General features: G+C 44.5%; 20 protein-coding genes. 7 read left to right on the top strand and 13 right to left on the bottom strand.

All coding sequences use genetic code 11. The features are described 5' to 3' along the window. Positions 1-106: 106 nt before the first annotated feature. Both ACTD55_RS16115 and ACTD55_RS16110 read left to right on the top strand, forming a co-directional pair. On the top strand, positions 107-709 hold the full coding sequence (locus ACTD55_RS16115) for a gluconate 2-dehydrogenase subunit 3 family protein (protein ID WP_438865360.1): 603 nt from the start codon (positions 107-109) through the stop codon (positions 707-709). A gap of 29 nt (positions 710-738) precedes the next feature. Further along, positions 739-2,463, top strand: coding sequence for a GMC oxidoreductase (locus ACTD55_RS16110; protein ID WP_438865359.1), 1,725 nt, complete (start codon positions 739-741; stop codon positions 2,461-2,463). 149 nt (positions 2,464-2,612) lie between these two features. Here ACTD55_RS16110 and ACTD55_RS16105 read toward each other — a convergent pair whose 3' ends face one another. Then, positions 2,613-4,457 (bottom strand): DUF885 domain-containing protein, encoded by a 1,845-nt coding sequence (locus ACTD55_RS16105; RefSeq protein WP_438865358.1) that lies wholly within the window; start codon positions 4,455-4,457, stop codon positions 2,613-2,615. A 140-nt stretch (positions 4,458-4,597) separates the two neighbouring features. Between ACTD55_RS16105 and ACTD55_RS16100 the strand changes: the two genes are divergently transcribed. Then, on the top strand, positions 4,598-5,194 hold the full coding sequence (locus tag ACTD55_RS16100; protein ID WP_438865357.1) for a thioredoxin family protein: 597 nt from the start codon (positions 4,598-4,600) through the stop codon (positions 5,192-5,194). Between the two features lie 6 nt (positions 5,195-5,200). On the opposite strand, the gene yrfG is transcribed toward ACTD55_RS16100, so the two are convergent. Beyond that, a complete protein-coding gene (gene yrfG / locus ACTD55_RS16095) occupies positions 5,201-5,881 on the bottom strand; it encodes a GMP/IMP nucleotidase (RefSeq protein WP_438865356.1) in 681 nt (226 codons plus the stop codon). A gap of 54 nt (positions 5,882-5,935) precedes the next feature. Between yrfG and nudE the strand changes: the two genes are divergently transcribed. The 4 genes from nudE (at position 5,936) to ACTD55_RS16075 (ending at position 9,991) form a co-directional block, all read left to right on the top strand. Then, the gene (gene nudE, locus ACTD55_RS16090) at positions 5,936-6,499 is read left to right on the top strand and encodes an ADP compounds hydrolase NudE (protein WP_438865355.1); all 564 of its coding nucleotides are present in this window, start codon (positions 5,936-5,938) and stop codon (positions 6,497-6,499) included. Next, complete coding sequence (gene cysQ, locus ACTD55_RS16085; RefSeq protein ID WP_438865354.1) at positions 6,500-7,324, top strand: 3'(2'),5'-bisphosphate nucleotidase CysQ; 825 nt, start codon at positions 6,500-6,502, stop codon at positions 7,322-7,324. Positions 7,325-7,330: 6 nt separating this feature from the next. After that, complete coding sequence (locus tag ACTD55_RS16080) at positions 7,331-7,897, top strand: YceI family protein (protein WP_438865353.1); 567 nt, start codon at positions 7,331-7,333, stop codon at positions 7,895-7,897. Between the two features lie 129 nt (positions 7,898-8,026). Continuing rightward, positions 8,027-9,991 carry a RecQ family ATP-dependent DNA helicase gene (locus tag ACTD55_RS16075; RefSeq protein ID WP_438865352.1) on the top strand — a complete coding sequence of 655 codons (1,965 nt, stop codon included), beginning with the start codon at positions 8,027-8,029 and terminating at the stop codon, positions 9,989-9,991. 25 nt (positions 9,992-10,016) lie between these two features. Here ACTD55_RS16075 and ACTD55_RS16070 read toward each other — a convergent pair whose 3' ends face one another. From ACTD55_RS16070 to ACTD55_RS16020, 11 genes are all read right to left on the bottom strand, one after another. Further along, the gene (locus ACTD55_RS16070; RefSeq protein ID WP_438865351.1) at positions 10,017-10,184 is read right to left on the bottom strand and encodes a hypothetical protein; all 168 of its coding nucleotides are present in this window, start codon (positions 10,182-10,184) and stop codon (positions 10,017-10,019) included. A gap of 25 nt (positions 10,185-10,209) precedes the next feature. After that, positions 10,210-11,445, bottom strand: coding sequence for an MFS transporter (locus ACTD55_RS16065; RefSeq protein ID WP_438865350.1), 1,236 nt, complete (start codon positions 11,443-11,445; stop codon positions 10,210-10,212). A 22-nt stretch (positions 11,446-11,467) separates the two neighbouring features. Continuing rightward, on the bottom strand, positions 11,468-12,370 hold the full coding sequence (locus tag ACTD55_RS16060; RefSeq protein WP_438865349.1) for a DMT family transporter: 903 nt from the start codon (positions 12,368-12,370) through the stop codon (positions 11,468-11,470). 324 nt (positions 12,371-12,694) lie between these two features. Then, a complete protein-coding gene (locus tag ACTD55_RS16055) occupies positions 12,695-14,029 on the bottom strand; it encodes a sugar MFS transporter (protein ID WP_438865348.1) in 1,335 nt (444 codons plus the stop codon). Positions 14,030-14,065: 36 nt separating this feature from the next. After that, entirely contained in the window at positions 14,066-15,205 is a 1,140-nt protein-coding gene (nagA, locus tag ACTD55_RS16050) for an N-acetylglucosamine-6-phosphate deacetylase (protein WP_438865347.1), read from the bottom strand. A 9-nt stretch (positions 15,206-15,214) separates the two neighbouring features. Then, positions 15,215-16,213 carry a glucosamine-6-phosphate deaminase NagB-II gene (gene nagB-II, locus ACTD55_RS16045; protein WP_438865346.1) on the bottom strand — a complete coding sequence of 333 codons (999 nt, stop codon included), beginning with the start codon at positions 16,211-16,213 and terminating at the stop codon, positions 15,215-15,217. 1 nt (position 16,214) lies between these two features. Beyond that, positions 16,215-17,105, bottom strand: coding sequence for an N-acetylglucosamine kinase (nagK, locus tag ACTD55_RS16040; RefSeq protein WP_438865345.1), 891 nt, complete (start codon positions 17,103-17,105; stop codon positions 16,215-16,217). Positions 17,106-17,234: 129 nt separating this feature from the next. Beyond that, a complete protein-coding gene (locus tag ACTD55_RS16035) occupies positions 17,235-19,826 on the bottom strand; it encodes a family 20 glycosylhydrolase (protein WP_438865344.1) in 2,592 nt (863 codons plus the stop codon). Positions 19,827-19,984: 158 nt separating this feature from the next. Further along, positions 19,985-20,911: an SMP-30/gluconolactonase/LRE family protein gene (locus ACTD55_RS16030; protein WP_438865343.1), complete on the bottom strand. Its 927-nt coding sequence runs from the start codon at positions 20,909-20,911 to the stop codon at positions 19,985-19,987. A 56-nt stretch (positions 20,912-20,967) separates the two neighbouring features. Next, on the bottom strand, positions 20,968-21,987 hold the full coding sequence (locus tag ACTD55_RS16025; RefSeq protein WP_438865342.1) for a cupin-like domain-containing protein: 1,020 nt from the start codon (positions 21,985-21,987) through the stop codon (positions 20,968-20,970). 6 nt (positions 21,988-21,993) lie between these two features. Next, entirely contained in the window at positions 21,994-22,716 is a 723-nt protein-coding gene (locus ACTD55_RS16020) for a SapC family protein (RefSeq protein ID WP_438865341.1), read from the bottom strand. Positions 22,717-22,818: the final 102 nt, after the last annotated feature.

Raw genomic sequence — 22,818 nt, 5'->3', positions numbered from 1 at the left:
ATCAGCGATTCTTATCACATTAAAAGCGCAACAAGCCGTTAACACTTGAAACATATTTTATATACAGGCATAAAAGGCACTGTTATTTGCAAGCTGCTGAGGTTTTATGTCCAACCTGCCTGAATTATCTCGTCGAGATTTGTTACGTAGTGCCAGTTTTTTATGTCTGGGATTATTAGCCAATGATGTATTGGCGTTAAGCCAAAGCGGCACTCAGCGCCTGGCGGGAGGGCCTATTCGTTCAGGGCAGATTCTAACTAAGCGACAAATGCAATTATTGCGCGAGTTGGTTGAGGTGATTATTCCCGCTACCGATACGCTAGGAGCGGCGGGTACTGATACCCACGGTTTTATTGATGACCAGTTGGCGCATTGTCGCGATCCACAGGAAGGTAAGGAGTTTATTGCCGGATTGGACAAGTTTGCTCCGTTAGTTAAAACCCATTGGGGCAAGGATTTTGGGCTTTTACCTAATAGTGAAAAAATCGCGGCGATGACGGCCTTGGCCAAGGGTGCAAAACCCTTTTCGCCAGCGCATATTGGCTGGTTCCATCAACTAAAAGCGCTCACCGTTATGGGCTATTACCTGTCAGAGGTGGGGGCCAGTCAGGAGCTGGTTTACGATCCTGTACCCGGTGGCTATCGGGCCGACTTCAAAGTTTCCGACAATAACGGTAAAGCGTTCTCCGCAGCCTTTTATTCCAATTAATCATCTCGATAACTTTTTGGTAGGTAGTAATGATTGACCCTTTTTTAGTAACAAAAACCAATAAAAAATATGACGCTATCGTGGTGGGTTCCGGGATCTCTGGTGGCTGGGTAGCAAAAGAGCTGTGCGAGAAAGGCTTAAAAGTATTGATGGTTGAGCGGGGGCGAGCCGTTCACCATCAGAAAGATTATATCGGTGAAGGGAAAGCCTCCTGGGAAATGCCTCATGACGGATTTGTCGAACATAATTTGATTGAAGATCAGTTTCATGTTCAACGTAAATGTTATGCGTTTAACGATATGACCAAACAGTTTTTCGGTAATGACCGTGACTATCCCTACCAAACTGCCGAAGGTACCCATTTTGACTGGATCCGCGCTAACCAGTTGGGAGGACGCTCGCTTTTATGGCATCGTCAGTCATTTCGCTGGAGTGAAATCGATTTCGAAGAAAATCTGCGTGACGGGCATGGTACTGACTGGCCGATTCGTTATCAGGATCTGGCGCCCTGGTATTCTCATGTGGAAAAGTTTGTGGGGATTTCCGGTAGCGTTGAGAACATCGCCACCTTGCCTGACAGCGAATTTTTGCCACCGTTCGAGCTTAATGCAGTGGAAAAATATGCCAAACAGCAAATCGAGAAAAAATACTCTGATCGTAAAATGATTCAGGGGCGTTGTGCACATTTAAGTGAACCGACCCAGTTTTTCCTCGATCAAGGGCGCTATAAATGTATGGCACGCAACGAATGTCAGCGCGGTTGTTCCTTTGGTGCTTATTTTTCGACCTTGAGTTCTACCTTACCTGCCGCAATCAAAACTAATAATCTGAATATTGCCTGTAATAGTGTGGTGCATAGTTTAATTTATGACGACAAAACGAATCGGGTAACGGGTGTTAATGTTATAGATGAACAGACAATGGAAACCCGTGAATATCATGCCAATATGGTATTTATGTGCGCTTCAACCATTGGCACTGCACAGATCATGTTGAACTCAACTTCTGAGCATTTTCCTACCGGTATTGCTAACTCATCAGGTGTACTGGGACGCTATCTGATGGATCATATATACAACCCCAGCGCCAGCGGTGAAATAGAAGGTTTTGACGACGATTATTATAAAGGGCGCCGTCCTACCGGGCCGATTATTCCGCGCTTCAACAACTTGCAAAAACAAACCGATAAATTCTCACGCGGCTACTTTTTACGGGGAGGTGCATCACGCTCTGGTGTATTCCACGCAATGGGTAGTGATGAATTTGGTGCCAGTCTGAAACAAAAAATGCAGCAACCGGGGCCTTGGCATTTTGGCTGGAGCGGCTCGGGTGAGATGTTACCCCAATATGATAACAAGGTGACTTTGCATACAGAGAAAGTGGATAAGTGGGGCATGCCGCAACTGCTGATTGATTGTAAATGGGGCGAGAACGACAAGCTGATGATGGAAAAAATGGCTGACGATTGTGTTGAAATGCTTGAGGCCATCGGCGCCAAAAACATTAAAAGACGTATCAGCGATGCGCCGCCAGGATTAGCCATTCATGAAATGGGAACCGCCAGAATGGGACGGGATCCAAATACCTCGGTCTTAAACGGCAACAACCAATGCCATGATATTCCGAATCTGTTTATCACTGACGGGGCTTGTATGTCATCTTCAGGTCACGTTAACCCGTCACTGACTTATATGGCGCTGAGCGCCCGAGCCGCTAACATTGCAGTAGACTTGTATAAACAAAAGCTCATTTAAAATAAAGAATTAATATTCTTGTAACTATAAAATATAGCGGTGGTACATCAACGTACCTTGTTACAGCAAAGCACGGAGTTGTAGAAAAGCATTGTTTGCTTTTTTCCACGGCTCCGTGCTTTTTGTTTGCATGTTTAATCGAGTTGATATCAAGCCTGTTTAGAGGCAATCCATTTATCCACTTGAGCTTCCAGTACACTTAGCGGTAATGGCCCGTTTTTAAGTACCACATCGTGATACTCGCGAATATCAAATTGATCACCCAAGGCTTTTTTGGCTTTCTCACGTAATTGCAGAATTTTCAGCATGCCGATTTTGTATGCCGTTGCCTGGCCGGGCATGACAATATGGCGCTCTACCATTTTGACTGCATCACCCAGCGGGTTAGGAGTGTTTTGTACGTAATAATCAATGCCTTGCTGACGAGTCCACTGTTTATAATGGATACCGGTATCCACCACTAATCGACAGGCGCGCCATAATTCCATCGCCAGCCGGCCAAAATCGTCATAGGGGTTATCGTACAGGCCCATTTCTTTGGGGGTGAATTCGGAATATAGCCCCCAGCCTTCGGTATAGGCTGTGTAGCTTCCATATTTGCGGAATTTGGGAATACCCTCCAGCTCCTGGGATATAGCCAACTGCATATGATGGCCCGGGATGCCTTCATGGTAGGCCAGAGCGCGCATTTGATAGGTAGGCATATCCTGCATATTGTAGAGGTTAGCGTAGTAGATTCCCGGACGGGAACCGTCAGGTGCAGGTCTGTTGTAAAAAGCTTTACCGGCTGATTTCTCGCGGAAAGGTTCTACCCGCTTCACAATCATATCAGCTTTGGGCAAGGTCAGAAAAAGCTCATCCAGACGGCCTTTAACCACATCGATCAAGGCCTTGGCCTCATCCAGATATTGCTGGCGCCCTTCATCGGTATTGGGGTAGTAGAATTGCTCGTCTTCGCGCATAAACTGGAAGAACGCCTGTAAGTCACCTTCAAATCCGACTTGCTGCATAATTTCGCGCATTTCGTTGTGAATTCTCGCGACTTCATCCAGCCCAATTTGATGAATTTGTTGCGCGGTTAGATCGGTAGTGGTGTAGTTTTTAAGCGCATTATTATAAAAAGCCGCTCCATCACGAAATTTCCAGGCTCCATCACGATCATCGGCTTTTTTCTCCAGCTCTACCAGATAGGCGACCAGCTTTTGATAAGCAGGCACCACATGCTCATTGATTGCTGTTTGCGCCTGACTGACTAATTCGTCACGCTGGCTATCATCCACATCGGTCAAGTCGTCTACTTTTTTACGGAAGTCGTCTATGATGGTGGTGTCTTCAATAATGTTGTTCGAGTCGCGTATCACATGCTCGAATACAAATTTTGGCGGAATAATGTTCATATCCTCGCGCACTTTTAAGCCAGTGAGCAGATTATCAAACCGTGGCTCAACCTTAACAAGTCTAGTAATATAGCCTTTGGCATCCTCTACACTGTCAACTCGATGAAAGTTAATCAAGAATGACGGTGTGCCGGATTGCATGCCAAACATCTGGTTAACCGGGTAATTGTGAAAGCGCCATTTAAAGTCGCGAATTTGACGTTCAGCTTGCTCAACAAACAAGTCGTAGCTGAGTTGGGTTTGGGCATCCAGTGCATCATAATTAATGGTATTTTGCAGGGTTTCCAGATCCTGGCGGGTAAACTCCAGTTCACGTTTGGCATTCTCATCGGAATTATCATCCCATTTATCGTTGTCCGATTTCATACCCAGATAGGTTTGATACTCTGGTGAGCGACTGACTTGTTGATTAAAAACTTGCTCAAAAAAAGCGTTGGCTTTGTCACTTTCGTTGGCTATCTGTTTGGCGCTGTATTCGACCGTCGGTTGTTCTGCGTCCGTTTTGAGGCGGTCCGTCGAATCTGTTGACGGCGGTTGTGAACAGCTTGCCAGCACAAGAGCACCGGTGAGCAGGCAGGCAAGAGGTGTTGATTTCATTATTGTCTCCATTATTCGTTTTTGTTGTAGGATAAATGCATTAAACATCCACAATAAGGCATTGTAGTTCGGAATGGTAATGTCTTCGGGTTAAGATAGGTAACGATTAGTAAACTGAACCGAAAAGAGCAGAGTTAATTATGTCAATGACACCTTCCACTATGTTGCAGCTGGGTACGCCGGCTCCGGATTTTCGCTTGCCCTCTACGCAAGGACAACAGGTTAGTCTGAATGACTTTAAACAAGCCAAAGGATTGGTTGTGGCATTTATTTGTAATCACTGTCCCTACGTTATCCATATTGCACCTCGGCTGGCTGAACTGGCGAAAGAGTACCAACAAAAAGGCATTGCTTTTGTTGCAATTAACAGTAATGACACTGAAGCATACCCGGCTGATAATATGCACAATATGGTGCTGGAAAAACAGAATAGAGAATATTCATTCCCATACTTATTGGATGAAACTCAACAAGTCGCACAAGCTTATTCTGCTGCTTGTACACCGGATCTGTATTTATTTGATCGTGATCAGAAGTTAGTATATCGCGGCCAGTTTGACAGTAGCCGCCCCCATCGTATTTCATCCGGAAATTATGATTCTTCTAAAAATCAGGCTACCGGTGAAGACTTGCAACGGGCACTCGATCAGTTACTTGCCAATCAGCCCATTAGTGTTCAACAGTTGCCCTCGATGGGATGCAATATCAAATGGAAAGCAGGTAATGAGCCGAGCTGATTAAATTCAGTTCTGGCTTGAAGCCTGTATATCAACAAGCAGTTCGCGAAAATCGTCAGTTGCGACAAATTCATCAACTTGCCTGCTGGGCATTTTGCTGTCGGGATTGCTAACCGCTAACAAATGGGCGATTCCAAATTGTTTGGCTGCGCCCAATATAGGTAAGCTGTCATCCACAAACAAGGTTCGTTGGGGATTAAAGTTAAGTTGATGGTGTAACTGCTGCCACAATAATTGTGATTCTTTGCTCACCCCAAATTGATGAGTGGAAATCATATGATCAATATGATGATCAAGTTGGGTCTGTTCCACTTTTAATGACAAACTATTGGGGTGCGCGTTGGTAACAATTATCACTTCCCGTCCGCTATTCTTTAATGCGTCCAAAAAGGGAATGGTGTCGTCACGCATGCGAATGAGATGCTGAATTTCTCGTTTCGCCGCGACAATATCCAGTTTTAAAATATCTGCCCAGTAATCCAGACAGTACCAATCCAGTGTTCCAGCGACTTTAACAAACTCCACATCGAGTCTAGCGCGGGCTTCAGCCAGGCTAATATTATTATTGTGCGCGTATTTTTGCGGAATATGCTCCATCCAGAAATGGTTATCAAAATGCAAATCGAGCAGAGTGCCATCCATATCCAGTAAAACAGTGTCAATTTGGTTCCAACAGAGCATAGGCATTTGAAATAAGAAAAGTTATAGTAGCAAGGCGAGCCATTTTAACGTGTAAGGTTAATGAGTAAAACAGTCACCCAACAAGTTCTTCCAATTATTCATCATCGTAAACCGGTGGCGAGTAGCAAAATATTCCATATTGAAAGTTTGGAGTTGGAATTTAGTAATGGGGTGAATCGCCAATACGAAAGAATGGCTGGCAGTGGTCGTGGAGCGGTGATGATGGTGCCATTTATTGATGAACAAACATTCTTGTTGGTTCGTGAATATGCTGCCGGTACGCATTCCTATCAACTGGGGTTCCCTAAAGGATTAATTGATCCCGGTGAAACACCAGAGCAAGCGGCTAACCGAGAGCTCAAAGAAGAAGTGGGCTACGGTGCCAAGCGTTTGCAATTCTTACATCGGGTGCAAATGGCACCAACCTTTTTTAATGCCAGCATGACAATATTGATTGCTCAGGATCTTTTTGCAGAACGGTTACAAGGTGATGAGCCTGAACCATTAGAGATTGTTCCCTGGAAGATTGATCAAATTGATTCATTGTTGACTCAGGAAGACTTTACCGAAGCACGCAGCGTATCAGCCCTGTTGCTGATGGAACGCTGGTTAAGGGATCAATAAATGCCGGATGCTGAAACACAACAACTATTAGAGATTGCCAAACAGGCAGCTCTGCAAGCTGGCGCCGCCGTATGGGCCATTTATGATAGTGGCGACTATGAGAGTTTTAGTAAAACCGATGACTCTCCGGTGACATCTGCTGATTATAAAGCCCACGATATCATTGACTCGATGCTGCGTGAGCTGACTCCTAATATTCCAATCATGTCTGAAGAGCAGACCAATGCGCCACTATCAGAGCGAAAGCACTGGCAGCGTTACTGGTTGATCGATCCTATTGATGGAACTCAGGAGTTTGTTGCCCGTAGCGGAGATTTTGCCGTTAATATTGCGCTTATTGAAGACAATCAACCGATTATCGGAGTGATTTATTGGCCGGCTGGGAATGCCTTGTATTTTGCCAGCAAAGGGCATGGTGCTCACAAGGAAAGTCCGAGTGAAAGTGGTCCGATCCATGTTCGACAATTCGAGGATCCACAAAATGATGTCGTGACTATTGCCATCAGTCGCCGTCAATCCCGCGAAAACGTATTGTCCAGATTGACCGACCAACGCGTATTTCATACTTTACCGTTAGGTAGTTGCTCATTAAAAGCCTGTTTTATTGCCGAAGGAAAAGCGGATATTTTTATGCGTTTAGGTGTCACAGGTGAGTGGGATACCGGGGCTTCACAATGTATCGTCACTGAAGCAGGTGGTAATATCGTCGCGGTAGATTTTAATCCGTTAACCTATAATCAGCGTAGCGTACTGACCAACCCCAATTTTCTTGTGCTGGGTGACCAGCAAGTGGATTGGAATACTATTGTTCAATATTATGAGTAAGGAATTATGAGAATTATTAGTCTTGTTTCAGCATTATTAGTTTCAACGTCTACATTAGCCGACTGGCAGCTCGATCCGGCTCAATCCACCTTGAATTTTTTATCCACCAAAAAAGCTCAGGTGACAGAGATTCACCAAATTAAAACACTTTCCGGCAAGTTGGATGATGCGGGTAATGCAGTGGTTGAGTTAGATTTAAGTTCGGTCGATACCGGCATTGATATTCGTAATCAGCGGATGATTAAATTTTTATTTGCGGCGGATAAATTTCCGATGGCGACGGTAAAAGCTAACGTCAGCGCAGAGTTACTGGCTTTAGCAGCAGGAGAAACTCAAGTGACCAGCCTGGATGCTGATTTGGATTTACATGGGATGAAACAATCCCTTAAATTACCAGTGACCGTTACTGGCCTCGCTGATGGCGGGATTCAAGTGACTAGTATTAAACCCGTATTGATTAGCAGTGCCGATTTTGGTTTGACTGAAGGTGTTGAAAAACTTAAATCCTTAGCTGGTCTGGATAGTATCACGCTAACGGTTCCAGTCACCTTTAACTTACGCTTTAAGCAATAAATCATTTCCTGCCGTATTTAGGTTCCGGCAAAAGCCGGAACCGTCTGAACTTGTCGATCCATTTATCTCTCCGGCGTCTACAATGAGTTACTGTCATTATTAATAATGCCACAGAAAGGGATGTCGGTTATGTCGCTTAATTTGCGTAATTCTTTGCAGCAACATTTTGGCTTTGAGCAGTTTCGAGAGGGGCAAGAACAAACGATTCAGCAATTAATGAATAATAATTCTTGTTTGGCTATTTTTCCCACTGGCTCAGGAAAATCCTTATGCTATCAGCTTCCAGCGGTTCATCTGCCTCACTTAACTCTGGTGGTGTCACCGTTACTGGCCTTGATGCAAGATCAGCTTGGTTTTTTGGCTGAAAAAGGCATTAAAGCCGCGAGTATCGATTCGACCTTGAGCTTGGAACAGAGCCAACAGATCATGGCAGATGTGCGTAATGGCAGTCTCAAGGTGCTGATGGTCTCGGTGGAAAGATTTAAGAATGAACGTTTTCGACAATTTATTCAATCCGTTCCGGTATCCATGTTGGTCGTGGATGAAGCTCATTGTATTTCGGAGTGGGGGCATAACTTCCGACCTGATTATTTAAAGTTGCCAGCCTACCGTCAAGCGTTAAACATTCCGCTGGTATTATTGCTGACCGCCACCGCCACCAAAATGGTCAAGCGTGATATGGCACAACGGTTTGATATTGCTGAAGAACATATCGTACAAACCGGATTTTATCGTCGTAATCTGGATTTGTCGGTCATTGCTGTGCCATCAAGTCAGAAGAATACGCAATTATTAACACAAGTTAGTCAGCAGACTGGCAGTGGTATTGTGTATGTCACTTTGCAACAAACTGCTGAACAAGTGGCGCGTTATCTACAACAGCACAACATTAACGCAGTGGCTTATCATGCTGGTTTAGACGATCCTACGCGACAGCAGATCCAGGCAGACTTTATGCAAGGCCGCAGTCAGATTGTAGTGGCGACGATTGCGTTTGGCATGGGGATTGATAAGGCCGATATTCGTTTTGTGATCCATTATGACTTACCCAAGTCGATTGAAAATTACAGTCAGGAAATTGGTCGGGCAGGTCGGGATGGTCAGGCATCAAACTGTATCACACTGGCAAATCTGGATGGATTAACCACATTAGAAAATTTCGTTTACGGTGATACCCCGGAAAAAGAGGGGATTGCTGCGGTGATTAGTGATATTAAACAGACCGTCCAAAATAACCAATGGGAATGCCAATTAGTTGGATTATCCAACACCACTAATGTACGCCAATTGCCGTTGAAAACCTTGCTCGTGCAATTGGAAATAATCGGTGTTATTCAACCACTATATTCTTACTTTGCCGATTTTAAATATAAATTTTTACAACCGCAGGCGGATATTCTGGCGTTATTTGATCAGGATCGTCAGGACTTTTTAAGCTGTATTTTTGCCCATACCCAATTTAAAAAAGTCTGGGGAACGCTTAATTTCGATAGTTTAATCGAGCAGTATCAGTTTGAACGTAAACGGGTGGTCGCGGCGCTGGATTATTTACAGGAAAAAAATTTGATTGTGCTGGAAACCAAACGTATTACCGATGTCTATCAGGTTAATGAGGAACAATTAGCGATAACGAATTTAACCGAAAAACTTTATCAGCACTTTATTGAAAAAGAACAAAAGGAAATTAAACGGATTGCAGCACTAGTGCGTTTTTTCGAACTGGATCGCTGTTTAAGCCACAACCTCTCGCTGTATTTCGATGATCAGCGCAGTCCCGAAAATTGTGGTCATTGTTCAGTCTGCCGTGGTCAAATTGCAAAATTATCTACCTCGCAACACTTCCAGTGGCCGGAACAATCGGTTATCGGTGAGGCACTTAACGAGTTTCAAAAACAGGTTGCCAGCAAAACCGGGCAACCTATCTCCATTGAATTATATTGCCGCTTTCTGGCGGGGATTAGCGTACCGTTTTTTACCCGCTATAAAGTACGTCAATTAGCCGGATATGGTTTATGTGAAAAAGCCAGATATGCCGATATTCGCGAACAGGTGCAGCACATATTAAAGAATAAAGAACCAACATTCCTTAATTAAATGCGGGTTCTTTTAGGCTCTCAAACTAAACTGTACCTTTGGCACATTGACTATCGTAGATTTGTGCGTTGACGTTAAAGTTGCTTAATACCTTGGTTGCTTTAACTTCAGACACTGGTTTGCCGCTATCAATATCCTGTAACCATAGATAAGTTACATCATTTTCATGCTTATAGTTTTCAATGGTGACCATATCGGCTCCGGCCCATATAGACTTGTCAGTGTTTACCAGCCATGAATTGTCTCGCGGAGCGACACAACATCACCGTTAAAGTGGTCAAAATAATACCGATGCCACAAAAGGCGTATATAGGTTGGGGATCATTGTTGAGTGCCTTTCCTAACCCGCCTCCAACTAATAATCCCAACGGCAAGAAGGCACTGGATGCGGTCATCAATAAACTCATCACTCGTCCCCGCAGTTTAGCCGGTGTTTGTAGTTGGAAAAGAGTCATACTGTTCAGATTAAACAAACCTAACCCGACACCACCGATTAATAATGCGGTGGCAGAAAATAACGCGTAATGACTCGAACTGAGTAGTAGGGTCATCAAAGCAAACCCGATAATAGCGAATAACATCAGCCAAGGACGGTGCTTTGCTTTGACGGGAAAATGGGCGGCACACCCATAACCTATTATGCTGCCTATGGCCATCGCAGCTAATAACATTCCATACCACTGGGCCTGTTGATGAAGCTGATTTTTTACATAAAATGGTAGCATCAGCATCACTGGTGCAATAAAAAAGTTCACCGAGGCGCTAAAGACTAATGTTGGCCACATGCCAGTTTGAGACTGGATATATTGATACCCTTCTATCAGTTGCTGCAAAAATTGGTGATAACGTTGTTTTAATTGCCCTGAGCGCTTTGTTTGAGGTTGAAACCTAATCGCAATAAAACTTTGACTAAGAGCCGACAAAAAATAACTGATCGCGTCAATTAACAGTAATAGTGGCGCACCTAACAAGTGATAGAGTATCCCGCCTAACACCTGACCGACTACTAATGTGGCCTGATTGGACGACTCGAAGAATGCCATGCTTTTGGCTAGTTGAATTTTATGCGCTAGATCAGGGATCAACGCATTGATAGCGGGTTGGAAAAAGGCTTTGCAACTACTGTTAATCACCCCTGTTACAGCGAACGCACTGACAACAAGTAAATGATTATCTGCATAGAAAAATACGCAGATAGTAAGCAATAAAACCGCGCCACCACGTAGTAAATCCGCCATGATAATGATGGTTTTACGATTACAACTATCAGCCAAAACGCCAGCCAAAGGGCTCAATATCAAACCGGGCAGCATGGATAAAGCCATAATAATACTCATCCATGCTGATGAGCCGATATTATCCATTAACCAGAACATCATCGCCATGGTATAGGCTTGCATGCCCAATTGGCTAACAAGCTGACCTTGCCACAATAACCACAGATTCTTGTTCAACGCCTTTTTACTTCCCTGTGTTTTAGCGGTTTTTAATCATCAACCATACGGCCAGCATTACCATAGATAATCCGGCAAAGTGAAAGAGGGTAAAGGCTTCACCCAACCAGAATACTGCCACTATCGACGTAATGACCGGCCCACAGGTACCGACGACACTGGTACGTTCCGGTCCCATGCGATTGATGGCTTCAGCCACCAAAAAGGAAGGAATAACGGTACAAAAAATGGCGATGGTAGCGGTTAAAACCAAGGCGTGGGGCTGCACCAACAATGCGTCCATTGGATGAGTCAAACTGAAATGGATAAAAATGACAACACTGGCCGATAACATGGCGATGCAGGTAAACATCAGACTACCCACTTTGCCAATTAATGGCTTACTCCACAGGGTATAGACGGCAAAGCTGATGGCACCAATAAACACCAGTATTGTGCCGAGTAACACGTCTTCACCCATGGTGGCCATATCGTGGCCAAAAATCAGTAAAATACCGGCATAGGATAATCCCAGTATCCACCAGATATTGCGTGGCATCGGAGTTTTAAATACCCAGCGGGACAGCAACACCACAATAGTCGGAAAACAGAACAGTACCACCCGTTCTAATTGGGCACTGATATATTGTAACGCCATTAAATCCAGATAACTGGCAACGTAATAGCCGAGTACGCCCAATCCTAATATGTTGACCAAACTGGAACGATAGACCGGTCTCAAGTGGAGTTGTTTGCGCCATAAAAATAGGCCAACTAGGAAATAAAACGGTGCAGCAAACAACATGCGCAGGGCAATCAATTGGCTGCTGTCCACACCGAGTAAATAAACCTGCTTGATCAGGATCGGTTTCATCGAAAACAGAAATGTACCGGCTAAGGCCAGTAATAATCCGGATACAAACGAATATTGTTTTTCAGCAGACATATTGTGCTCCTTGGCAAACCCAACTTAATGGGGAATATTTGCGGAGCTCATAGACACTGGTCACGGAACTCCGCAACCAGATTGTGTTCAGATCACAACATCATCTGGCTGCATACATTGAGTAGCCAGAGTTTAATAATAATGTGTGAGCGAACAGCAAATGACATTGATCAATCTTATAAAATAGTTATTTAGATGATTAAATTACCTAGAAAAACATCGAGTTGCCAGAGAAATATGGATTTTTTATTTGGCCAATAAAAAAGGGCAACAATGGTGATTGTTACCCTGATTATTTGATATGGTTTTGATCAGTTTAAAGGCTTAACGCCACGTCTTGATTTTGTGGCCTTTAGCAGCATAAAACAGAATAAACAGATACAGTGGGATCATCATGAGATAACCATGTTGGCCACCGAAGTGATCGGACAATACGCCAAACAATAGTGGTAAAAGTGCTCCACCAGAAATACCCATAATCAACAGCGCAGAGCCTTTAGGGGTCAGTTTGCCTAAACCATCCAGCGCTAAGGGCCATACTGCAGGCCATACTACGGCATTGGCAAAACCAAACATCGCGACATAGGTAACTAAATCAGGCAATATTTGTATGCTTGACCAGCCCCATAATACTTCCGATACGACAGTGGAAGTTGGATCCGACGTCACAATTAATAACGAAATTACGACACCTAACGCGGCGGACCAAAGTAAAGCGGTTTGTTGGCTTAATAAGCGGGGAATTAATACCAAGCCTAATGCATAACCAAACAGCATAAAGCCCATGGTAAAGGAGGTTAGGGTAGTGGCATTAGGGACGCCTAATTGCGAGCCGAATAAGCCAATGGTATCCCCCGCTATCACTTCGGCGCCTACATATAAGAATATCGTTATCGCGCCTAAAATCAGATGCGGAAACTGCAAGACCGAGGTTTTATCTGCGGCTAATTCGGTGCCGGTGTCTTCTGAGACTTCATGTTCCAGCTCTAATTCGGGCAGATTGGACTTTTTGATAAACGCCGCAGCAAGCAACCAAACTACTGCTCCGCAGATATATGGCAGGATTAATCCGTTAGCCAACTCATCAATTTGCGCCAGCTTTTCTGCTTCCGGTAGTGCGTTAACTGAAGCCATAGTGACATGCTGTAAATCACCAACCACAAGTGCCGCAAAAAATAATGGGGCCAATACGCCCGCGCCTTTGTTCAACAAACCCATAATGAAAATACGGACGGCGGCGGTTTCTTGTGGCCCAATCTTAACAATATAGGGATTAGCCGCGGTTTGTAGTAATGTCAGGCTGGTGCCTACCACAAACTGGGCAAGCAAGAATAATACAAAGGAGTGGGTTTCTGCAGCTGGAATAAATAACAAGAAGCCAGCGGCCACCATCACCAGGCCAATTGATATGGAGTTCTTATACCCGGTACGTTCCAATATAGCGGCCATTGGCAGCGCCATAACGGTGTAGGCAATATAGAACGAACTGGCAATCAGTAATGCTTGGGTTTGGCTTAAATCACAGACTATTTGTAAAAATGGAATTAATGCACCATTAAGCCAAGTGATAAAACCAAAAATAAAAAACAGTAATCCAATCAAGGCTATAGGCACAAAACTATGGCTGGTTTGATTTGGCTGAACAGAGCTTGCTTGCATAAATTAATTCCTTAATTGTTGTTATTGGAATTGGGTTTATTGGTGAGCATCAAATACCTTATTACCACTTATCCAGGTAGATTGAACCTGTTGGCTTTTATCCAATACGACAAAGTCAGCCGAGTAACCCACAGCTAGCTTACCTAACTGTTGTTCAAGGCCAAGGAATGTCGCTGGGGTAGCTGATGCCATATTTAAGCTATCGATTAAGGGCAACCCTAAATCTCGATGGGTATTGCGTACCGCAGTTGCCATATCCAGTGCCGAGCCCGCTAATGTGCCGTTGGGCAAAGCGAGCTTATCACCTTCACGAATAATTTCGGTATCTAAATAAGGTAGCGAGGTAATATCTGAACCAACATGCGCCATCGCATCGGTGACTAACATAATACGTTGCCAGCCTTTAGCTTTAATCGCCAGTTGGCAACTGGTGGCGTGTACATGATGATGATCAACAATTAATCCACAATAACTGTTGTTATCGTTTAAGGCGACGCCCACCATTCCGGGCTCGCGGCTGGTAAGGGGGGACATGGCGTTATATAAATGAGTAAAGCCGGTGGCACCCGCCTGAAGGGCTTTTTCAACTACATCAGCGGTGGCATTGGAATGACCTAAACACACGTGTACACCCTGTTTTACCAGTTCGGCAATAATATCGGCGGGGACATTTTCCGGTGCGACCGTAACAATGACTTTGCCTAAATCCTGACGGCAATATTGAGCTAATTCTTTATCACTGATGGGGCGAATAAAACTGGATGAATGAATACCACGCTTCGGCTCACTTAAGTGTGGGCCTTCAAAATGGATACCGATGATCCCGGCTGTACCTTGGCTAATGGCTTCGGCCATCGCGTCGGCAGCCCGCTCAATGACCGGTAATTCATCGGTAATTAAGGTTGGCAACATTGCAGTGGTGCCATATATCGCATGGCCTTGAACCATGGTTTGTAAAGCCTGGAGTGACGGATCCTGATTAAACAATACACCACCACCACCATTGACTTGTACATCAACAAAACCAGGGCTAACCAAACCGGTTAACTTCACTCCGTCAGTTGCCTTATTTCCGGTTTCAATTGCAGTAATGATGCCATTTTCAACAGTCATACTGACATTGTTGAGTATTTCGTTGCCGTTAAATAATGTTTCGGCTAAGTAGGTGGTGGACATGCGTTATTCCTAAACCGTTTGAGTCACTTTTTTTAGACCGGCTGGACTATCAGGATCCAACCCCATATCGACAGCGATTTTCTCAATGTCTAAATAGAAGCGCTGTAAAATCGTCAACGCAGCAATACGTGGATGAATGGATTTGTCGTTGTGAGTTAAACGAGCGACCACGGCGCCACGACGTTTTACTTCTTCTATCTGCTCAAGGTGTGAAGGATAAGATTCATCTTCAACAGAAATATCAATAATCGCCAGTTTTTTCTCAACCAAGGTGACCGGCCCATGTAAAAACTCTGCACTACTAAATGCTTCGGCATGCACACTGCACACTTCTTTGAGTTTTAAGGCTATTTCACGGGAAATGGCATAACCAAAACCACGACCCAGTACCACACAATGTTTCAGTGGTTCTACAAAGGCTTGAGTCAACTGAGGGGCGTCTTCAGCGGCTTGTTGCATTTGTGCTGGCAAATCATTAAGTGCGGTTAACAGTTTATCGTCCTGTTTCCAGCAGGCTACCATTTGTAAAATAGCGCTTAAGGTGGCTAAATAACTTTTGGTTGCGGCAACCGCTTTTTCTTCATTGGCACGGATAGGTAATACGAAATCCACTAATTCAGCCAGAGGGGAGCTTTGATCGTTAACCAATGCCACACAAAAAGCACCAGAGTCTTTTGCTGCTTTGGTTTGCGCCAGAATATCCGGGCTGCGCCCAGATTGTGAAATCGCAATGACCAGGGCTTTGTTGAGGTTCAGCGTTTGGCCATAAATACTGTTTACTGAAGGTGCAGCAGCACATACCGGTAAATTCGCTTCTATTTCGATCAGGTATTTAGCAAAAACGCCAGCGTGATCGGAAGAACCACGACCCACCATATAGACATAAGCCGGATCAAAATCACGAATTTGTTGACCCAGTGCCATGCACAAATCAAGATTCCCGACTAACTGGTTAGCGATAATAGAGGGGGCTTCGGCTGCCTCTTTAGCCATAATACTGGTTGACATTTTATGCTTCTCTCACTGTTGAGGTTAATGTCCGGGCGAGTAATATCGCACCGATTTCGGGTGAATGAACAGGCGGCTGTAAATGTTGTTTAACATCTTCATCTAGCCATTCTGCAATATATTTAGCCAAGCCACCAATCATCGATAAACGCGGTGGCTGATTCGCTAATAGGCGTCTTGCCATATTACTTAAATAGGCGGCTCCATCCTGTACAATGGCTAACGCCATTGGATCATGCGCCTTGGCGGCTTGAATAACGATAGGCGAAAGTTTTGCGAAAAACGCCGGGTTTTTACCCACTAATAGCTCGACTAATTCATGGGCGGAGTTGACCTTTAAAAACTCGAGTACTTGATCCACCAGCGAATGACGATGACCAATGCCATCTAAGGCTTCTAATGATTGGCTGATGGCGGTTAAACCTAGCCATGCACCACTGCCTTTATCACCTACGCTAAAACCGTGGCCGCCAATTTCAAAATATTGTTGATTGACTACAGAAACACCAGAAGAGCCGGTGCCGGCAATCATGATCGCGCCATCTTGTCCATTGTGGGCGCCAAGACAGGCAATGTGTAAATCGGTGGTTAAATGCATGGCCTTAAACGGATGTCGCCATTGTTGCATTTTGGCATTAAAACTGGGCAAGTTAACACCAGCCAAGCCGATACCTGCATATAATTGCGCTAATGATATAGGCAAATTCGCATTACTTAATGCTTGTTGTGCGGCCTCTATAATGGAGTTTTCTGCCAGACTAATGCCACGTAGCGGATTTGCTGGGCCAGCGGTGGCTTCTCCAAGTGTCTCACCCTGACTATTTTGCAGAATGGCCTTGCATTTGGTGCCACCTCCGTCAATGCCAATATAATATTGTTCTTGCGAACTCACCTTGTTACTCCCGCAATTATTGTGTTGTAGGCTTTTAACGAGCCAGCACATTTCTTATTTGGTTAGTTTAACAGCATAATGACAGCGCTGTCATTAAATTATTTATTACTATTATTGTTTTATTTAAGACTAATTTATTCTTATATAGCGACTGTAATATTTTAGTTCTGGCAAGGCAGTTCTAAACTCTAACTCGCCATCGGCGGCAATAGGTTCGAGGTAATTTTGCCATTGACCATCAGCATGTCGGTACTGAATGGTTAAACCGTTAAAGTAACTGTTGGCGTGCAGCATACCATCGACTTTCTTCACACCCGGCGTGGGCAGTCGGAACAGCACATCATTTCGGGCTAATTCCGGCATAACATAGTTAACCATTGTCTGGCTAAACCCGGCCCAATCTTGCAATTGTGCCGCTTTGCTTTGCTCATCAATATGATGGGTTTGACTGGAGTAGGTTTGTCCTGCCTGATAAGGCAGAGCCCAATCGGCTTTATGCCAGGCGCGTTCGGCAAAAGCAATTAAGCGTGGAAACAGCATATATTCAACTGCGCTATCGGCTCTGACAGTCTCACTCCAGAATTGCGCTTGCATACCGGTAAAAGATTTGCCGTTATCACGGGGCGTGGTATCTTTTGCGGTATAAGGGTGTCCCATACTATCGGTCCATATTTCAGCATGTGCCGGCAAATTATCTGGCATAAACTGGAACACCTGAAAGCTGTCGGTATATCGAGAACCCCAATAATAACCAGGTTCCTTTGGATCTTTCTGATAGGGGAAATCAAAGTACAGCATGTCGGGCAGGGATAAAACCGTATCCCAGTCACGATTGGCAAACTCCTGAGCCCGATTGTGGCCTTGCCAAAAAAGTGCATCCCAAATATTGGCCTGCATTTTAGCGGGCAGTTTATCTTGTTTTACATGAGCAAGACCGTCGCTCCAGGCACCAGCAATCAACCCTTTTTCTGTGACAATCTGCGATACTTTGGCGATAAAATACGGAGTTAACTGTTCAGCAGAATCTAAGTCGTCATTTTCGGCAATCAACTTCTGGCATGCCGGAGAATCATTCCAGGCGCCAGCCGTTTCGTCGGCCCCAATATGATAACGACGCATTGGCACACCAGCCTTTTGGTGCATATTGGCAACTTCATCAATCACTTTTTCAATAAAGCGGTATGTTGAAGGAATACACGGGTTTAATGTGTTGTCATTGTAGTGCTGGATTGAGCTGTACTCACTCTTGTCATCGATATCTGAAAGCAGATACTGCTCGGCTTTATCCGTTTGTTCACTTTGCTTGAACTTATTGTAACGAGCCTGCATGGCTTTAACTGCTGCACGAGAGTGACCTGGCATGTCGATGGCTGGAATAACTTCAATGTGACGGGCATGGGCATACTTTAGGATATCGATATAGTCATCGGTAGTCAGATAGCCGTTAACTGATGTGTCTTTGTTCGGACCACTGCCTAATTGAGGCAGCAAACAGTGTTGTTCGGTTAAGTCAAAACAGCGATAGGCGCCAATTTCCGTTAACTCCGGAAGCCCCGGAATTTCCAAACGCCACCCTTCATCATCGGCCATATGCAAATGCAATTTATTGATTTTGTAGGTGGCCATTTCTCCCAGCAATTTTAAAATCAGTGCTTTGCTGTGAAAATTACGTGAAATATCCAAATGTAGACCCCGGAAGTCATAGCGGGGAACATCAACCACATCACCAAGGGTTAATTGCAGCTCTGAGTCACTTTGTTGTTCTTGAACTAATTGGGCTAATGACACCAAAGCATAAAATAATCCGGCATCGCCATTCGCGCTGATGTTAATTTGTTCTGGTTGAATAACTAACTGATAACCCTGTGCGCCTAATTCTGAAGATTGAACTTGAGTCAGATTGACGCTCAATCCGTTATCTGAAAGCTTGATGCCTTGGGCTTTAAGTAACTCGATAGCCGGCGCAAATCGGTGTTGATCCGCCACTGTGATATGTAAACCATCTTGTAGACTGACACTTTGTTGTTGCCAGTTAGCTTGCTGTAATTTAGGGATGACCCGGATGGTATCGGGTGCGACGCTCGCCATGCTATTGATTTTGGCATGTTCATCGTACAAATATTCTGGCGTGGCAAGAGGCGTATTGTCCTTTGAGCCCCGTTGAGTTTGTTCTGCAGAGGTAAATGGCAAGACATGTTGCATTCTGGCTAACTGACGATCGTCTTCTTTTATTTCCATGGTGGAACGGATAGTGCGAGGCTCCAGACCTTCAGCAACGATAAAGTAATTAGGGGTAAAGTCAGATTCAGCGGTACGCCAGTTTGGCCCCTTAAATGGGATAGTATAAGTTTGACCGGCAGTATAATGTTGACTGATCGGCGTGATGGTATGCAGATCCCCATTAATATGTTCAATATTAAATTGATCACTACCGTCCCACTGGATAGGAGAGGTTTGGCTAAAATAAATCGTCCAGTCGTCGTTGTTTATATCGACCGGGAAAGTCAGGTTAAACTGGGCCACATAACAGTCGCCTTGATTGCCGCTTGGGCAATTAGCCACATCCACATTACTTTTTAAATCGACGGTAAGTACCAGATTATCTGCTAAATCATTGAGTTGGGCCTGGCTTAGCTTGGTTGACTCTGTCGTTGATTCGGCTTGCTGACATCCCGCTAACAGACAGCTTAAGCTTAGGGTAACTAGCAACAATGATTTCATTTAACAGTCTCTCTATATAGGTTGAGCGTGTGAATCTTAGGCAAAGATTAATGAGCGAGGCCAATGCTGATTTCTTGATTTAGGTTGAGCATAAATGACAGCGCTGTCATTTATGTTATCAACTGTTTACCCAATTGCAACATTTTTGTTCACTATGTCTATTTTTCGGGCTGATTGTTTGCGCCTGATAACGCCCAGCTGCGTCCCGCAACAGGAACGTTTACGCTATCAATAGACCGTTTTTGTTGTAAGGTGATAAACAAGGTAGTACCAGTGTCGCCACCAAAGGCAACATTAGTGGGAAATTGCCCGCTTAAGGTAATTTGTTTAATCAACTCGCCCTGAGGGGAGAATACCGCAATTAGTCCGGCACCATAGCGAGCTACATACAGATTGCCGTCGAGATCGCAACGCATGCCGTCCAAGCCGAAGTCGTCAAATTGATAAAACAGACGTTTATTGGCCAGTTGGTTGTCGGCTAAAATATCGTAGATCCAGATTTTGCGTTGAGCACTTTCATTCACATATAAGTGTTTTTCGTCTGTGCTGACTTCAATGCCGTTGGTCGTGCCCATTTCGGCTTCCAAGCGAACCAATTTTCGATCCGGCTTTACCATCCAAAGCTGACCCGTGTTGTCTTGCCAATTAGGATCACTGGCATAAATTACGCCGCTGGCCGTGATGGCAATATCATTGGGTTGATTCAAACGATCGTCATGGGCATAAACTTTAATGGCTTTGGTGCCCGTATCGATGCGCAGGATATTATGGCCGCTGTAATCAGCCACAAACATATTACCTTGCTGATCAAACCGGATCCCGTTACCCGTACTGCCTTCGGGTAAATCGATAAAATGGCGGGGCTGCCCTTGAGTATCGATAATGCCAATGGTGCCTTGTTTGGCAAAATTAACCGCATATAAATTACCGTCACGATCGACCGCAGGACCTTCAATACCTTTGGTAAATAATTCATCAGCGATAAAAGGCTTAGCTTGCAATGTAACAGTGTCAGCCAAGCTGCTAAAGGTGATGCAGCCGGTTACACCGAGGCTAACGAGTAGCGTAGAGATTTTTATGCGCATGTTTTTTCCTAATTTGGTACATAACCTAATCGTGACAAAATGAATGACATGGTTGTCTAATTCTGTTCAGTATGTTGTTCCAACTGTTGCTTTAACCACGTTAATATTGAGCTGCGTTGTTGTGGGGAAATATCTCCCAGCATACCTTTAAGATGTTCAGGTATATGATCAAAAGCGGATTTGTCAGAGCACAAATAATAATTAATGGATGAACGCCAGGCTTTTTTAGCCCCTTCCGGCATTTGCGACAGGGTCAACAAAGCAAAAAGAAGAATATCGAACCCGACCGGTTTGGCGTCTCCGCCTATTGCACCACCATGCCAATAGTTGACCAACATATTAATAGGAGATAAAGCCTCAACATGGTGCCACCAAAGAGTGGGAATGTAGATAGCATCCCCAGGCTCCAGTTCAGCAACCATGGCCTGTGCCAGTGCTTGTTTAAACTTGGGGAAGCGCCGGTAGTCTGGATCACTCAGTCTTACCATGCTCATTGGAGCGCCTGCCGGGGTTAATTCCAGTGGGCCAATATACAAATTACTGATCTGTTCTGGTGGAAACAGGGTAAAACGACGCTTACCGGCAACTACGCAGGCAATGTTTTCACTGTCGTCACAATGAGTCCCAACAATAGATGCGTTACCCAACCATATACGAGGGCGGGTCTGTTTGGGAAACAGCGACATTTTGTGATTTTCAGTAAATGAAGGAAAATGCTCGTCGATATAAGCGCTTTGCAATGCATGAGTGGCATAATCAGGATTGTGACAACTGTTCTGCAAATGTTCCAGAAAATAAGGAAGCTCGACCACTTTACGTTCAAAGTTAAATCCGCTGTAGGATTTATTGTAATCAAAATAGCCATTTTCACTGGCGGGCAAGCGGAGCATGTTCAACTTCCCCCCGGCATGGCAGTTGCTCAGGTAGCCCAATAATTGTGGATCACCCGCGCCAGCAAGTTTCACTGTCGGCCAGTCGGCAATTAGTCCTTTTAAAATGACGGGTTGCTGTGCGGGTACTATCTCATTTTTAAACAGTGTGCTATCGACATTGTGCCATTGCTTGACTGGGTGCATTTGAGATTAACCTTGTTTGGCCTTTAACCGGACTAGACGTTGAATCTGTCCTAAAGAATTGAGATGACTATAAATGGCGGCGAAATAACGCTTTTTATACAGCGAAAGTGCGACATCATCGTCAAGGTTATTGAGCTTTTCTTCATTAACCTTATACACTCCACCGAGCTTTTTCTTACCAGCATCTCCTAGGTTGAGAGTTAGGGTTGCTTCTTGCAATAATTCATTATCCACCAAAAACTGCACAAACTGGTTAGTCGCTATTTCTTTGGTTATCAGATCGGATAAAAATTCCGAGGCTTCGTTAAGTTGCGCAGAAGGTTGCCCATTTTCATCAAACAAAGGGTAGCCATCGCTATCATCACCACCTTGATAAACCAAAGGGCTGTTTTCATCGATACAAATACTGGCATGTTGATCCTCAATATTGGCACCACCGACGAAATAAGGAGTGCGAGCGATATTGCGTGGAATGTATGAGCTATGAACCCGCCCTTGATTAAAAACCAAATTTTCGCCTGACTCGAAACCCATTAACGCGACACATTTAAATTTTGCGGTGCCGGCTTCTTTTACAAATACAATGGGGAAATTGTTGCCTGCATGCATAAACTCGTTGGCAACGATAGGAACCATATTGTCGTTGGCAACGTGGGCGAAATCGGTATTTTTCCTGATGCGAAAGTTTTTGTGTCTATTTTTGTCTAAGGGGACAATATTTGCTGCCATAGTGGTAATTCTCTGGTTAGGGAATGGGCTTAATTAAACCTTTGTATTCCGTGTTCTTTACTGTGTTCGATAAATTAACTTTGCTACGATTAGACGGACTCC

The sequence above is a fragment of the Neptunicella sp. genome (genome assembly GCF_048268085.1).
Taxonomy (GTDB): Bacteria; Pseudomonadota; Gammaproteobacteria; order Enterobacterales; family Alteromonadaceae; genus Neptunicella.
This window is presented reverse-complemented; position numbering and strand designations above follow the sequence as displayed.

Coding starts and splice junctions, on each gene's coding strand:
- ACTD55_RS16115 (WP_438865360.1), top strand. CDS start 107: ATGTCCAACCTGCCTGAATTATCTCGTCGAGATTTGTTACGTAGTGCC.
- ACTD55_RS16110 (WP_438865359.1), top strand. CDS start 739: ATGATTGACCCTTTTTTAGTAACAAAAACCAATAAAAAATATGACGCT.
- ACTD55_RS16105 (WP_438865358.1), bottom strand. CDS start 4,457: ATGAAATCAACACCTCTTGCCTGCCTGCTCACCGGTGCTCTTGTGCTG.
- ACTD55_RS16100 (WP_438865357.1), top strand. CDS start 4,598: ATGTCAATGACACCTTCCACTATGTTGCAGCTGGGTACGCCGGCTCCG.
- yrfG (WP_438865356.1), bottom strand. CDS start 5,881: ATGCCTATGCTCTGTTGGAACCAAATTGACACTGTTTTACTGGATATG.
- nudE (WP_438865355.1), top strand. CDS start 5,936: ATGAGTAAAACAGTCACCCAACAAGTTCTTCCAATTATTCATCATCGT.
- cysQ (WP_438865354.1), top strand. CDS start 6,500: ATGCCGGATGCTGAAACACAACAACTATTAGAGATTGCCAAACAGGCA.
- ACTD55_RS16080 (WP_438865353.1), top strand. CDS start 7,331: ATGAGAATTATTAGTCTTGTTTCAGCATTATTAGTTTCAACGTCTACA.
- ACTD55_RS16075 (WP_438865352.1), top strand. CDS start 8,027: ATGTCGCTTAATTTGCGTAATTCTTTGCAGCAACATTTTGGCTTTGAG.
- ACTD55_RS16070 (WP_438865351.1), bottom strand. CDS start 10,184: ATGGTCACCATTGAAAACTATAAGCATGAAAATGATGTAACTTATCTA.
- ACTD55_RS16060 (WP_438865349.1), bottom strand. CDS start 12,370: ATGTCTGCTGAAAAACAATATTCGTTTGTATCCGGATTATTACTGGCC.
- ACTD55_RS16055 (WP_438865348.1), bottom strand. CDS start 14,029: ATGCAAGCAAGCTCTGTTCAGCCAAATCAAACCAGCCATAGTTTTGTG.
- nagA (WP_438865347.1), bottom strand. CDS start 15,205: ATGTCCACCACCTACTTAGCCGAAACATTATTTAACGGCAACGAAATA.
- nagB-II (WP_438865346.1), bottom strand. CDS start 16,213: ATGTCAACCAGTATTATGGCTAAAGAGGCAGCCGAAGCCCCCTCTATT.
- ACTD55_RS16035 (WP_438865344.1), bottom strand. CDS start 19,826: ATGAAATCATTGTTGCTAGTTACCCTAAGCTTAAGCTGTCTGTTAGCG.
- ACTD55_RS16030 (WP_438865343.1), bottom strand. CDS start 20,911: ATGCGCATAAAAATCTCTACGCTACTCGTTAGCCTCGGTGTAACCGGC.
- ACTD55_RS16025 (WP_438865342.1), bottom strand. CDS start 21,987: ATGCACCCAGTCAAGCAATGGCACAATGTCGATAGCACACTGTTTAAA.
- ACTD55_RS16020 (WP_438865341.1), bottom strand. CDS start 22,716: ATGGCAGCAAATATTGTCCCCTTAGACAAAAATAGACACAAAAACTTT.